This is a genomic window from Umezawaea sp. NPDC059074 (assembly GCF_042738955.1).
GTDB lineage: Bacteria > Actinomycetota > Actinomycetes > Mycobacteriales > Pseudonocardiaceae > Umezawaea.
The window spans coordinates 1-14,775 of the sequence record NZ_JBHYHC010000182.1 but is presented as its reverse complement, the minus strand read 5'-3'; the positions used below and the strand labels follow the sequence as shown (position 1 = coordinate 14,775).

Sequence of the window (14,775 nt, the reverse complement as noted above, 5' to 3'; positions counted from 1 at the left end):
GATGGGTCGGGTGCCGGGGGGAGCGACGCGCCCCCCCCCGGCACCGCGTTTCAGGGCGGCGGCAGGGAAATCGGGGTGCCTGCCCCGCCGCGGCGCGGTCCGGCGGGGCAGACGTCCGCGCTGCTCACAGCACGGGGCAGGGGTCGCGGGTGGTGTTCGACAGCGGGTGCAGGAAAGCTGGGAGCGCTCCCAGGTGGGAAGGACTTTAACCAGAGGGAAACGTGCGCGAAAAGACCCGAAGGCCGCGAAAAGGCGGCCGCCGTCCCGGTGTTCAGACACTCGCTGTCGCGAAAGTCGGCCGAAAACCCGGTCTTCGGGCAAGTGAGACGGCGATCGGTCTACGCACAGCTACATCCGGTGGGTGGACAGGGTCGCGTTAGGCCGTTCGAGACCCGTCCGAATGCGATTTCCGTGACGGTGGTGTTGATGTTGCGGCTTTCCTGAATTGCGCCGATCGGCCGTTGGGGTGCGCGTCCGGTCGGCGCAGGAAATGCCCGGTCCATTGCGTTTTCGTGGTGTCTGGCCCTAACTTGGGAGCGCTCCCAGAAACGTTCCGGAGGTTCCGCAATGACGCGCACTCCGTTCTCCCCTGTGCACGACGCCGCCGAGGCCTGCCGGAGCAGACCCGCGTTCCGCTGATCAGCCTGCCGCCTGCCGCGTCCCGCCAGTCCGCACGACCGAAGCGATCGAAGCACGGGCACGCCCCGTCCCTTCGGCGCTCACCCCTGCACGGGTCGACGCCGACCCGAGATCGAGGAGGACCGAATGAGGAACAGGGGCAGAGCACGTCCGCTCCTCAGGCGACCGTTACCGGGACTGACCGTCGTGGCGCTGATCGTGGCGTCCGTGCTGCCCGCCACCAGCGGGGTGGCGCAAGCGGCGGTCGCCTGCACGGTGAACTACCAGATCACCAACGAGTGGAACAACGGCTTCGGGGCGACCGCCACCATCCGCAACGAGGGCGACGCGATCACCGGGTGGAACCTGACCTGGAACTTCGCCAACGGCCAGCAGGTCACCCAGGGCTGGAACGGCACGTTCTCCCAGTCCGGCACGAAGGTCACCGTCACCGCGCCCGACTGGGGCCGCACCATCCCGGCGGGGGGCAGCGCGCAGGTCGGGTTCAACGGCAGCAAGGGGTCCACGAACGCCGTGCCGACCGACTTCGCGGTCAACGGCGTGGCCTGCACCGGTGCCAACAAGGCTCCGACGGTGTCCCTGACCAGCCCCGCCTCCGGGGCGACCTACACCGCGCCGGGCACGATCCCGCTCGCCGCGTCCGCGTCCGACACCGACGGCACGATCGCCAAGGTCGAGTTCTACAACGGCGACCAGCTGCTGGCCACCGACACGGCCGCGCCGTTCGCCGGGTCGTGGAGCGGGGTGCCGGTCGGGGACTACTCGATCAGCGCCCGCGCCTACGACGACAAGGGCGCCGCGACGAGCTCCACGCCCGCCGCGGTGAAGGTCCTGTCCGGGCCCGCGGTGCTGGCCTCGCCGAACGCGCTGAGCGTGAAGCAGGGCGGCACGGGCACGTTCGGGGTCTCGCTGGCGATCCAGCCGACGTCGCCGGTCACGGTGACGGTGGCGCGGGCGTCGGGCAGCTCCGACCTCACGGCGTCGCCGACCACGCTGACGTTCAGCACGTCGAACTGGGCCACCAAGCAGAACGTCACGGTGACCTCGGCGGCCAACGGCGGCGACCTCGGCACGGCCACGTTCTCGGCGTCGGCCAGCGGCCAGACGGCGGCGTCCGTGGTGGTCAAGGAGATCTCGTCATCCACTTCGGACTTCAACCAGGCGTTCCTCGACCAGTACAACAAGATCAAGGACCCGGCGAGCGGCTACTTCCGCAAGTTCGGCGACCTGCTGGTGCCCTACCACTCGGTCGAGACCCTGATGGTCGAGGCGCCGGACCACGGCCACCAGACGACGTCGGAGGCGTTCAGCTACTACCTGTGGCTGGAGGCCAGCTACGGCCGGATCGCCGGTGACTGGGCCCCGTTCAAGGCGGCGTGGGCGTCGATGGAGAAGTTCATCATCCCCGCCACCGCGGACCAGCCGACCAACTCCAAGTACGACCCGTCCAAGCCCGCCACCTACGCGCCCGAGCACCCGCGGATGGACCAGTACCCGTCGGTGCTGGACGCCAACGTCAAGGTGGGCGCGGACCCGATCGCCAACGAGCTGAAGTCGGCCTACGGCACCAGCGACATCTACGGCATGCACTGGCTGATCGACGTCGACAACACCCTCGGCTTCGGGCGTTGCGGCGACGGCACCACGGCCCCCGCCTACATCAACACCTACCAGCGCGGGTCGTCTGAGTCGGTGTGGGAGACCATCCCGCAGCCGTCCTGCGACACGTTCAAGCACGGCGGCCCGAACGGCTACCTGGACCTGTTCACCAAGGACGCGTCCTACGCCAAGCAGTGGAAGTACACCAACGCCCCGGACGCCGACGCGCGCGCGGTGCAGGTGGCGCTGCTGGCGCAGACCTGGGCCACCGCGCAGGGCAAGGCGGGCGACATCGCGTCGGAGATCAAGAAGGCGTCCAAGATGGGCGACTACCTCCGGTACGCCATGTTCGACAAGTACTTCAAGAAGATCGGCAACTGCGTCGGGGCCTCCGCGTGCGCGGCGGGCACCGGCAAGGACAGCGACCACTACCTGATGTCCTGGTACTACGCGTGGGGCGGAGCCACCGACACGTCCGCCGGTTGGGCGTGGCGGATCGGTGACGGGGCCTCGCACCAGGGCTACCAGAACCCGCTGGCCGCGTACGCGCTGGCGAACACCGCGGCGCTGAAGCCGTTGTCCGCCACCGGGCAGGCGGACTGGGCCAAGAGCCTCGACCGGCAGCTGGAGATGCTCCAGTTCCTCCAGTCGGCCGACGGGGCCATCGCGGGCGGTGTCACCAACAGCTGGGAGGGCAGCTACGCCACACCGCCCTCCGGCACGCCGACCTTCTACGGCATGTACTACGAGCCGCACCCGGTCTGGCACGACCCGCCGAGCAACCGGTGGTTCGGCTTCCAGGCGTGGGGGATCGAGCGCACGGCCTCGCTCTACCAGATGACCGGGGACGCGCGGGCCAAGAAGATCCTCGACAAGTGGGTGCCGTGGGCGATCGCCAACACCACGGTCGGCACGAACGGGAACTTCCAGATCCCCTCGGACATCGAGTGGACCGGCGCGCCGGACACCTGGAACCCGAGCAGCCCCGGCTCGAACGCGAACCTGCACGCCAGGGTGCTCAACTTCAGCACGGACGTGGGCGTGGCGGCGTCGTACGCCAAGACGCTGCTCAACTACGCGGCCAAGTCCGGCAACGCGCAGGCCAAGTCGGTCGGCGAGGGACTGCTGACGGCGCTGCTGGCGCACCAGGACGACAAGGGCATCGCGGTGCCCGAGACCCGGACCGACTACAACCGGTTCGACGACAAGTACAACGCCACGACCGGTGAGGGCGTCTACGTCCCGTCCGGGTGGACCGGGAAGATGCCGAACGGCGACGTGATCGACCAGAACTCCACGTTCCTGTCGATCCGCTCGAAGTTCAAGAACGACCCGGAGTGGCCGAAGGTCCAGGCCTACCTGGACGGCGGGGCGGCCCCGACGTTCACGTACCACAGGTTCTGGGCGCAGGCGGAGATCGCGACGGCGTTCTCGCTGCACACCGAGCTGTTCGGGTAGCACCGGACGGTCGCCGCCCCCCGAACCCGGCAGGCGGGGGGCGGCGGTCCGGGGCCCGAGCACGCGCACGCGTCGCCGCCACCGGCGTGTTCTGTCCTGTGTGGACTTTGCCGCGCGCATTTTTCTGACGCGATTAACCGTTGTGGCACAAGGGGTTTCGAATACTTCGAACGCTGATGAGTTAACCGGTTCAGTCCTTGACGGGCGCGAGTCGGCGGTGCTCCCATGGTGGAGCCGCCGCAGTCGAGAAGGAGCACTCGTGCGATATCCCCTGCACTGGGCGAGGGTCGTGCGCGCCGCTGTCGCGGTGCCGCTGCTGCTGAGCGCGCTCGTCGTCGTGGAAGGAACCGCGTCCGCCGACCCGGCGGGCCGCAAGCAGGTCGAACGGCTGGACCGCGGGCTCGTCAGCGTCCACGGCGGGTCCGGCAACCTGGTGTCGTGGCGGCTGCTGGCGGGCGACGCGCCGACCACCGGGTTCACCGTCTACCGGGCCGGGACGAAGCTCACCGGCTCACCGATCACCGGGTCCACCAACTACCTCGACGCGGGCGCGGCGGCCGACGCCTCCTACACCGTGCGCGCGGTCGTCGACGGCGTCGAGCAGCCCGCCTCCCCGGCGTCGCTCGCCTTCGGCGGCGGCTACCGGGACGTCCCGATCCAGTCGCCCGCCAGTGGCTACTCGGCGAACGACGCGAGCGTCGGCGACCTCGACGGGGACGGCGACTACGAGTTCGTCCTCAAGTGGGACCCGGACAACGCCAAGGACAACTCGCAGTCCGGCGTGACCGGCAACGTCTTCATCGACGCCTACCGGCTGGACGGGACGCGGCTGTGGCGGATCGACCTGGGGCGCAACATCCGGGCGGGCGCGCACTACACGCAGTTCCAGGTCTACGACTACGACGGCGACGGCAGGGCCGAGGTCGCGATGAAGACCGCGGACGCCACCCGCGACGGCCGTGGCGTGGTCATCGGCAACGCTTCCGCCGACTACCGCAACTCCAGCGGCTACGTGCTGTCCGGGCCGGAGTACCTGACGATGTTCAACGGCCTGACCGGCGCGGCGATGTCCACCGTGTCCTACGACCCGCCGCGCGGGACCGTGTCGTCGTGGGGCGACAGCTACGGCAACCGGGTCGACCGGTTCCTCGCGGGCACCGCGTACCTGGACGGCGCCCGCCCGTCGCTGGTCATGGCGCGCGGCTACTACACCCGGTCCGTCATCGGCGCGTGGGACTTCCGCGACGGGACCCTGACCAAGCGGTGGACGTTCGACAGCAACAGCAACACCTCGTACGCGGGCCAGGGCAACCACGCGCTGACGATCGCCGACGTGGACGCCGACGGGCGGGACGAGATCGTCTACGGGGCAATGGCCGTGGACGACACCGGCCGCGGCCTGTGGAACACCGGGCTGGGGCACGGCGACGCCGCCCACCTGGGCGACCTGGACCCGTCGCGGGCGGGCCTGGAGTACTTCAAGGTCTCCGAGGACAAGGCCAAGCCGGGGTCCTGGTTCGCCGACGCCCGCACCGGGCAGGTGCTGTGGCAGACGGCGTCCGGCGCGGACAACGGCCGCGGCGTGTCCGGCGACATCTACGCGGGCAGCCCCGGAGCCGAGTCGTGGTCCGCCTCCGACACCACCCTGCGCAACACCAGGGGCGCGTCCGTCGGCCGGGAGCCGTCGTCGGCGAACTTCCTGGTGTGGTGGGACGCGGACCCGGTGCGCGAGCTGCTGGACCAGACCCGGATCGACAAGTACGGCACCGGCGGCGAGACCCGGTTGCTCACCGCGTCGGGCGTCGCGTCGAACAACGGCACCAAGGCCACGCCCGCGCTGAGCGCCGACCTCTTCGGCGACTGGCGCGAGGAGGTCGTCTGGCGCACCTCGGACAACTCGGCGCTGCGGATCTACTCCACGCCCACGCCGACCACCCGCCGGCTGCCGACGCTGATGCACGACCCGCAGTACCGGGTCGCGGTCGCGTGGCAGAACACCGCCTACAACCAGCCGCCGCACCCGAGCTTCTTCCTCGGCGACGGCATGTCCACCCCGCCGTGGCCCGACGTCCACTACGCCCGCTGACACCGGAAGGAACCGCTATGCGCACAGCAATCGCCGGTCTGCTCGCGGCGGTGACGACCGCGGGTCTCGTGGTCGTCGCGCACGCCGAACCTCCGGCACGGGTCGAGGCCCAGGCCGGAACCACGTGGAGCAACGTCGAGATCGCCGGTGGCGGCTTCGTCCCCGGCATCGTGTTCAACCAGTCCGAGCGCGACCTCGTGTACGCCCGCACCGACATCGGCGGGGCGTATCGGTGGAACCCGTCGACCAGCCGGTGGATCCCGTTGCTGGACCACGTCGGCGCGACCGACTGGGGCCTCAACGGGGTCGCGAGCCTGGCGACCGACCCCGTCGACCCGAACCGCGTCTACGTGGCCGCGGGCATGTACACCAACAGCTGGGACCCCAACAACGGCGCGATCCTGCGGTCGTCCGACCGCGGGGCCACGTGGCAGAAGACCGCGCTGCCGTTCAAGCTCGGCGGCAACATGCCCGGCCGGGGCATGGGCGAGCGGCTCGCCATCGACCCGAACCGCAACAGCGTCCTGTACCTGGGCGCGCCGAGCGGCAACGGCCTGTGGCGCAGCACGGACTCCGGCGTCACCTGGGGCAAGGTGACCGCGTTCCCCAACGCGGGCAACTACGCCCAGGACCCCAGCGACCCCAACGGGTACCTGAACGACAACCAGGGCGTGCTCTGGGTGACGTTCGACCCCAAGACCGGCAGCGCGGGGCAGACGACCAAGACCATCTACGTCGGGGTCGCCGACAAGCAGAACAACGTCTACCGCAGCACCGACGGCGGCACGACGTGGGCGCGGGTCGCGGGCCAGCCGACGGGGTTCCTGCCGCACAAGGGAGTCCTGGACAGCGCCGGTCAGCTCTACCTCGCCACGAGCGACACGGGCGGGCCGTACGACGGTGCCAAGGGCGACGTGTGGAGGCTGAACACCGCCACTGGCACGTGGACGCAGATCAGCCCGATCCCGTCCAGCAGCTCGGACGACTTCTTCGGGTACAGCGGGCTGACCGTCGACCGGCAGCACCCCGGCACGCTCATGGTCGCCACGCAGGTCGCGTGGTGGCCGGACGTCATCCTCTTCCGCAGCACCGACTCCGGCGCGACCTGGACCCGGATCTGGGACTGGGCCAACTACCCCGAACGGTCCTTCCGCTACACGCAGGACATCTCCGCGGTGCCGTGGCTGTCGCTCGGCATGAACCCGCAACCGCCGGAGGTCACGCCGAAGCTGGGGTGGATGACCGAGTCCATGGAGATCGACCCGTTCGACTCCAACCGGATGATGTACGGCACCGGCGCGACCATCTACGGCACCAGGAACCTCACGACGTGGGACACCGGCGGGAAGATCACCATCACGCCGATGGTCGCGGGCCTGGAGGAGACCGCGGTGCTGGACCTGATCAGCCCGCCCACCGGGGCCCCGCTGATCAGCGCGCTGGGTGACATCGGCGGATTCCGGCACGACCGGCTGGACGCCGTGCCCGCCAAGGTGTTCACCTCGCCGACCTTCACCACGACCACCAGCCTGGACTACGCCGAGCTGACCCCCGCGACGATCGTGCGGGTGGGGCAGTTCGACAAGTCGAGCCGCCCCAACGACAACCGGATCGCGTTCTCCACCGACGGCGGCTCGAACTGGTTCCAGGGAGCCGAACCGGGTGGCGTCACGGGCGGCGGCACGGTCGCCGCCGCGGCCGACGGGAGCCGGTTCGTCTGGAGCCCGCAGGGGGCGGCGGTGCACTACTCCGTCGGCTTCGGCAACTCCTGGCAGGCGTCGAGTGGCATCCCGGCGGGCGCGGTCGTGGAATCGGACCGGGTCAACCCGCGGAAGTTCTACGGGTACGCGGCGAACCGGTTCTACGTCAGCGTCGACGGCGGTGCCACGTTCAGCGCGTCGGCGGCGACCGGGTTGCCGGACACCGCTCACTTCAAGGCCGTCGCGGGCCGCGAGGGTGACGTGTGGCTCGCCGGTGGCGCGGGGCTGTGGCACTCCACGGACTCCGGCGCGACCTTCGCGAAGTCCACGTCGGTCGCCGAGTCGAGCAACATCGGCTTCGGCAAGCCCGCGGCGGGCAGGACCTACCCGGCGCTGTACGCCATCGCGCTCGTCGGCGGGGTGCGCGGGGTGTTCCGCTCGGACGACTCCGGCGGCTCGTGGACGCGGATCAACGACGACAGGCACCAGTACGGGAACATCGGCGACGCCATCACCGGTGACCCGCGCGTCTACGGCCGGGTCTACCTGGGCACCAACGGCCGCGGGATCGTGCTGGGCGAGTCGTCGGGCACCACGCCCACCTCGACGACCACCACGACGACGACAACCACCACGACCACGACCACCACGACTCCGACCCCGTCCACCGGCTGTTCGGTGAAGTACACGGTGACCGGCGAGTGGCAGGGCGGGTTCCAGGGCAAGGTCGAGATCACCAACACCTCCACGGCCCCGATCGTCGGCTGGACGGCGAAGTGGTCGTTCGCCAACGGCCAGGTGATCAGCAACCTGTGGGGTGGCGTGGTCACGCAGTCCGGCGCGGCGGTCTCCGTCGCCAACGCCGACTGGAACCGCACGATCGCCGCGGGCGCCACCACCGAGGTGGGCTTCTCGGCGAGCTGGACCGGAACCAACGCGAGACCGACGGCCTTCACCGTCAACGGCAAGACCTGCACGTAAGTCCCTTCCACCCCTGCGCTTCCGGAGGATCCCGTGCACCGTCGCACGTCGAGATCGATCACCTGGCTCGTCGCCGCGGTCCTCGCGGCGGCGGGGCTGGTGGTGCCCGCGCCACCCGGCGCGTCCGCCGCTCCCGCGTTCAACTACGGCGAGGCGCTGCAGAAGTCCGTCTGGTTCTACGACGCCCAACGGGCGGGCAGGCTGTCGTCGGACAACCGGGTGTCGTGGCGCGGGGACTCGGCGCTCGCCGACGGCGCGGACGTCGGCCTCGACCTGTCCGGCGGGTTCTTCGACGCGGGCGACCACGTCAAGTTCGGTCTGCCCTTCGCGGCCGCCATGTCCATGCTGGCGTGGGGCGCGGTCGAGAACCGGCAGGCCTACACCGACTCCGGCCAGCTCGCCGCGCTGCGGGCGAACCTGAAGTGGGGCACCGACTGGATCGTCAAGGCGCACCCGTCGCCGAACGTGGTCTACGGGCAGGTCGGGGCGGGCAACCCCGACCACGCCTGGTGGGGCCCCGCCGAGGTTATGCCGATGGCGCGGCCGTCGTACAAGGTCGACGCGTCCTGCCCCGGCTCCGACCTGGCGGGGGAGTACGCGGCGGCGCTGGCGTCGAGCTCGATGGTGTTCGCCGCGGCCGACCCGACCTACGCGGCGACGCTGATCACCCACGCCAAGCAGCTCTACTCGTTCGCGGACACCTACCGCGGCAAGTACAGCGCGTGCATCACCGACGCCGCCAACTACTACAACTCGTGGAGCGGCTACCAGGACGAGCTGGTGTGGGGCGCGATCTGGCTCTACCGCGCCACGGGCGACGCGGCGTACCTGGCCAAGGCGAAGGCCGAGTACCCGAAGCTCGGCACCGAGCCGCAGAGCACCGAGCGGTCCTACAAGTGGACGATCGCGTGGGACGACAAGTCCTACGGGGCGTACGCGCTGATGGCGCAGCTGACCGGTGAGCAGACCTACATCACCGACGCCAACCGGTGGCTGGACTTCTGGACGACCGGCTACAACGGCAACAGGGTGAAGTACTCGCCCGGCGGCCAGGCCGTGCTCGACCAGTGGGGCTCGCTGCGGTACGCGGCGAACACGGCGTTCGTGGCTCTGGGGTACAGCGACTGGCTCAAGTCGCGGGACGCCACCCGTGCGGCCACCTACCACGACTTCGCGGTGCGGCAGGTGAACTACGCGCTCGGCGACAACCCGCGCAACGCCAGCTACGTCGTGGGCTTCGGGGCGAACCCGCCGCGCAACCCGCACCACCGGACGGCGCACGGGTCGTGGTCGGACAGCATCGCCGAACCCACGACGAGCAGGCACGTCCTGTACGGGGCGCTGGTCGGCGGGCCGAGCACGAACAACGACGCCTACGTCGACAGTCGCTCGGACTACGTGGCCAACGAGGTGGCGCTGGACTACAACGCCGGGTTCACCGGGGCGCTGGCCCGGCTCTACCGGGAGTACGGCGGCACGCCGCCGGCGAGCTTCCCGGTGGCGGAGACGCCGGACGGACCGGAGCTGCTGACGCAGGCGGCGGTGACCCAGAGCGGCACCGGGTTCACCGAGATCAAGTCGTACGTCCTCAACAAGTCCGCCTGGCCCGCCAGGACGTTCACCGGCTCGCTGCGCTACTACTTCACCCTGGACGGCTCGACGACCGCCGACCAGATCACCGTGACGACCAACTACAACCAGTGCGGCGCGGCGTCGAAGCCGTTGCGGCACAGCGGGAACGTGTACTACGTCGAGGTCCCGTGCACCGGGATCGCGCCCGCCGGGCAGTCGGCGTACCGCAAGGAGGTCCAGGTCCGGCTCACCAGCTCCGGCACGTGGGACCCGACGAACGACTGGTCCTACCAGGGGCTGCCGGTCGGCAACGTCACGCCGACCACGACGTCCCGGATGGTCCTGGTGCAGGACGGCCGGACCGTGTGGGGCACCGTGCCGGACGGCACGAGCACGCCGGACACGCAGGCGCCGAGCGTCCCGAGTGGACTGTCGTCGTCGGCGGTCGGCAGCACGGGCTTGACGTTGACCTGGGCGGCGTCCACCGACGACGTCGGGGTGGCGGGGTACGACGTGCTGCGGGTGGACGGGTCGACGTCCACGGTGGTCGGGACGGTGTCCGGGACCAGCTACGCGGTGACGGGGTTGACGCCCTCCACCACCTACCGGTTCGCCGTGCGCGCCCGTGACTCGGCGGGCAACACGTCGGCGGCGTCCACGGCGTTGGCCGTGACGACCACGGCGAGCGGTGGTGGTGGCGGTGGTGCGTTGGCCGTGCAGCAGCGCGGTGACGGGGGAGTGCGGGACAGCCAGATCCGCGCCACCCTCCAGGTCGCCAACCGGGGCACGACGGCGCTGCCGCTGAGCGGGGTGACGCTGCGGTACTGGTTCACCGGCGATGCCTCGTCACCGACGTACCAGGTGTTCTGCGACTGGGCGGTGATCGGCTGCGCCCAGGTGAAGGCCGAGGTCGTCAAGCTGCCGACCGCCCGGACCGGGGCCGACGCCTACCTCCAGGTCACGTTCACCGGCGGCAGCGTCGCCGCGGGCGCGACCAGCGGAGACCTGCAACTCCGCTTCGCCAAGTCCGACTGGTCGGCGTTCGACCAGTCGAACGACCACAGCTACCGGGTCTCCGCCTCCTGGGCGGACCACGACCGCGTGACCGCCTACACCGGCGGCGCGCTCGCCTGGGGCGTCGAGCCCTAGCCCCCGTTTCCGGTGTGGGGCGCCTGCGCGCTCAGGCGTCCCACGCCGGTTCCACCGCCTCACGAGAGGTCCCTGCCGATGAGAAGGCTCCTGGCACTGGCGACAGCCCTGGTCGCCGTCCTGTTCCTGACCACTGTCCCCGCTTCCGCCGCCACCGGGTTCAAGGTGTCCGGCGGCCGGTTGTACGACGCGACCGGCGCGGAGTTCGTCATGCGCGGGGTCAACCACGCGCACACGTGGTACGCGTCGCGCACCACGAAGGCGCTGTCGGACGTGAAGGCGTTGGGGGCCAACACGGTTCGCGTGGTGTTGTCCAGCGGCGACCAGTGGACGCGCAACGACGCCGCCGACGTGGCGAACGTGATCTCCCAGTGCAAGGCCAACAAGCTCATCTGCGTGCTGGAGGTGCACGACACCACCGGGTACGGCGAGCAGAGCGCGGCCGTGACGCTGGCGAAGGCCGTCGACTACTGGATCAGCGTGCAGAGCGCGCTGACCGGGCAGGAGGCGTACGTCATCGTCAACATCGGCAACGAGCCGTGGGGCAACACGAACACGGCTCCGTGGACGGCCGACACGAAGACGGCGATCGGGCGGCTGCGGGCGGCCGGGTTCACCCACACGCTGATGGTGGACGCGCCGAACTGGGGCCAGGACTGGTCGTTCACCATGCGCGACAACGCGGCCTCGGTGTTCGCCAGCGACTCGTTGCGCAACACGGTGTTCTCGATCCACATGTACGGGGTGTTCGACACCGCCGCGGAGATCACCGACTACCTCGGGCGGTTCGTGTCGGCCGGGTTGCCGATCGTGGTGGGGGAGTTCGGCAACACCCACTCCGACGGCGACGTCGACGAGGACACGATCCTGTCGTACACGCAGTCGCAGCGGCTCGGGTACCTCGGGTGGTCGTGGAGCGGCAACGGCGGCGGAGTCGAGTACCTGGACATGGCGATCGGCTTCGACGCGGCGAACCTGAGCGCGTGGGGGCAGCGGATCTTCAACGGGGCCAACGGGATCAAGCAGACCTCGCGGGAGGCCGCCGTGTTCGGCGGGGGTGGGCCGGTGGACACGACGCCGCCTACCGCGCCTGGGACGCCGGTGGTTTCTGGGGTGTCTTCTGGCGGGGCTGTGTTGTCGTGGGCGGCTTCCACTGATGCCGTTGGAGTCACGGGGTACGACGTGGTGCGGGTCAGTGGTGGTGTCGAGACGGCGTTGATGTCGTCGTCCGGGGCGTCCGTGACAGTGAGCGGGTTGTCCGCGGGGACGGCGTACACGGTCGCGGTCTACGCCCGTGACGCGGCGGGAAACCGGTCCTCGAGGTCCGGCACGGTCACGTTCACGACGTCGGCCGGTGGTGGGGGCGCGTGTGCCGTTGCCTACCGGGTGGCCAGTCAGTGGCAGGGCGGGTTCGGGGCGGACGTGACGATCCGCAACACCGGGTCGGCGGCCGTCAACGGGTGGACGTTGAGGTGGACGTTCGCCAACGGGCAGACCGTGACGCAGATGTGGAACGCGACCGCCAGCCAGTCGGGTGCGGTCGTCAGCGCGGTGAACGTGGCCTACAACGCCGCCATCCCGGCGGGCGGATCGGTGGGGATCGGGTTCAACGGATCGTGGGCCGGGACGAACGCCGTCCCGACCGGCTTCACCCTCAACGGCGCTGCCTGCGCCGTCTCGTGACCTCGGATCGGAAGGAGAAGTCGTTGCGGATCAAGCGAATAGTCGCGCTGAGCGCGGCGGTGATCGGCGTCGCCGCCGTCACCACCGTCGTGGTGCCCGGCGGAGTGGCGCTCGCGCACGGATCCATGACCTACCCGCAGAGCAGGACCTACAGCTGCTACCTCGACGGACAGGCGGGAGGTGGGGGTGGAGACCTCAACCCCACCAATCCGGCGTGCGTCGCGGCGGTGGGGATCGGCGGGAAGCAACCGCTGTGGGACTGGTTCGGCAACCTGATCAGCCAGGCCGGGGGACGGCACCGGGACATCATCTCGGACGGGCACCTGTGCGGGCCGACCACCAAGTACGACGCGTACAACCTGGCGCGGTCGGACTGGCCGTCGACTTCGCTTCAGGCCGGCGCGACGATCACGATGAAGTACAACGCGTGGGCGCCGCACCCCGGTACTTGGGACCAGTACGTGACGAAGGACGGGTTCGACGTCACGCAGCCGTTGAAGTGGTCGGACCTGGAGTCGACGCCGTTCAACTCGGTGACGAACCCGGCTCTGGGGAACGGGGAGTACAGCTGGACCGCGACGTTGCCGAACAAGAGCGGGCGGCACGTCATCTACTCGATCTGGCAGCGGTCGGACAGTCCTGAGGCGTTCTACAGCTGTTCGGACGTGGTGTTCTCGGGTGGGGGTGGCGGTGGGGACACCGTGAAGCCGTCTGCGCCTGGGACGCCTGTCGCTACGGCGTCGGCTACTTCGGTGGCGTTGAGTTGGGCTGCTGCTACGGACAACGTCGGGGTTAGCGGGTATCAGGTTTATCGGGAGGCTGGGGCTACCGATGTGCTGGTGGCGTCGTCTTCTGGGACGTCGGCGACTGTGACCGGGTTGACTGGTGGGACTGCTTATCAGTTCTACGTGGTGGCTCGGGATGCTGCTGGGAACGTGTCGTCGCCTTCGTCGGCGGTGAGTGTTACCACGTTGCCTGGGTCTTCGCCTGGGACTTGTTCGGTGGCTTATACGACGCCGAGTGTGTGGTCTGGTGGGTTTACCGCGAATGTGGTGGTGAAGAACACCGGGTCGGCGGCGGTGAATCCTTGGGCGTTGGCGTGGGATGTGCCTAGTGGGCAGAGCATCAGTAGCGCTTGGTCTGCTGAGGTGGCTGTGGCTAGTGGGAAGGCCACTGCCAAGGGGGTTAGTTGGAACGCGTCGATACCTGCTGGTGGGTCGGTGACGTTCGGGTTCAACGGGGCTTCTTCTGGGACGCCCGCGTTGCCCAGTTCGTTCACGCTCAACGGAGCGACGTGCTCCGGGGCCTGATTGTGGTGGCCGTGGTGGTGGGGTTGGCGGGATGTTCTTCCGTTGACCCCGCCTCCGGGTCTGCTGTGGATGTGGGGCGGTGGGTGTCTGCTCGGACGGGGGAGTGCTCGTCGCCTCAGATGAGGACGTTGGAGGAGTTCGCTTCGTTTGTGGGGCCGTTGAGGGCGAAGTTGTATGCGCCTTATGTGTCGGAGTGGGCTACCTGTGCTGTTGCGCCGTATGAGAAGTTGGGGTTGGTGGTCATACGGCCTTCTCGGATGAAGGAGTTCGAGGAGGGGTGGAAGGCTTCGTTGGAGGCTGGGGAGGTTCGGGGGGATCCGGATTTTGGGTTTGGGGAGGGGTTTGCTGTTAGTGCCACGACCGGGTTGGAGAGGTTGGGGTTGCGGTATCTGAGGTGTACGCCTGGGGGTGAGGCGTTGTCTCCTCAGCCTGCTGAGGTGGAGGGGTGTTATTACTCGGATATGCCTCGGCATGGGCATTGAGTTTGCTTCCGCCGGTGGGGGTGGGTGTCTCCCCACCCCGCTCGCGCAATTATTTCAACACCCGTTTTGTCTTGTCAAGGCGGGAAAGATTCCATGAAAAGACAAATCGGGTGCGA

The 14,775-nt window shown here is 69.3% G+C and carries 6 protein-coding genes; all 6 read left to right on the top strand.

What is annotated here, in order from left to right:
- Positions 1-825 precede the first annotated feature (825 nt).
- The 6 genes from ACFWW9_RS42395 to ACFWW9_RS42370 all read left to right on the top strand — a co-directional run bounded on the left by ACFWW9_RS42395 (position 826) and on the right by ACFWW9_RS42370 (position 14,177).
- Positions 826-3,696 carry a glycoside hydrolase family 48 protein gene (locus ACFWW9_RS42395; protein WP_390388677.1) on the top strand — a complete coding sequence of 957 codons (2,871 nt, stop codon included), beginning with the start codon at positions 826-828 and terminating at the stop codon, positions 3,694-3,696.
- 259 nt (positions 3,697-3,955) lie between these two features.
- Positions 3,956-5,782: a rhamnogalacturonan lyase gene (locus ACFWW9_RS42390; RefSeq protein WP_390388675.1), complete on the top strand. Its 1,827-nt coding sequence runs from the start codon at positions 3,956-3,958 to the stop codon at positions 5,780-5,782.
- 17 nt (positions 5,783-5,799) lie between these two features.
- The gene (locus ACFWW9_RS42385; protein ID WP_390388673.1) at positions 5,800-8,463 is read left to right on the top strand and encodes a cellulose binding domain-containing protein; all 2,664 of its coding nucleotides are present in this window, start codon (positions 5,800-5,802) and stop codon (positions 8,461-8,463) included.
- Positions 8,464-8,496: 33 nt separating this feature from the next.
- Entirely contained in the window at positions 8,497-11,184 is a 2,688-nt protein-coding gene (locus tag ACFWW9_RS42380; RefSeq protein ID WP_390388671.1) for a glycoside hydrolase family 9 protein, read from the top strand.
- Positions 11,185-11,262: 78 nt separating this feature from the next.
- Positions 11,263-12,867, top strand: a complete 1,605-nt coding sequence (locus ACFWW9_RS42375) for a cellulase family glycosylhydrolase (RefSeq protein WP_390388669.1) — start codon at positions 11,263-11,265, stop codon at positions 12,865-12,867.
- Positions 12,864-14,177 (top strand): lytic polysaccharide monooxygenase, encoded by a 1,314-nt coding sequence (locus ACFWW9_RS42370; RefSeq protein ID WP_390388668.1) that lies wholly within the window; start codon positions 12,864-12,866, stop codon positions 14,175-14,177. Before ACFWW9_RS42375 ends, ACFWW9_RS42370 begins: the two co-directional genes overlap by 4 nt.
- Positions 14,178-14,775 lie beyond the last annotated feature (598 nt).

Excerpts from the sequence above, each read along its gene's own strand:
- ACFWW9_RS42375 (WP_390388669.1), top strand. The coding sequence starts at position 11,263 with ATGAGAAGGCTCCTGGCACTGGCGACAGCCCTGGTCGCCGTCCTGTTC.
- ACFWW9_RS42385 (WP_390388673.1), top strand. The coding sequence starts at position 5,800 with ATGCGCACAGCAATCGCCGGTCTGCTCGCGGCGGTGACGACCGCGGGT.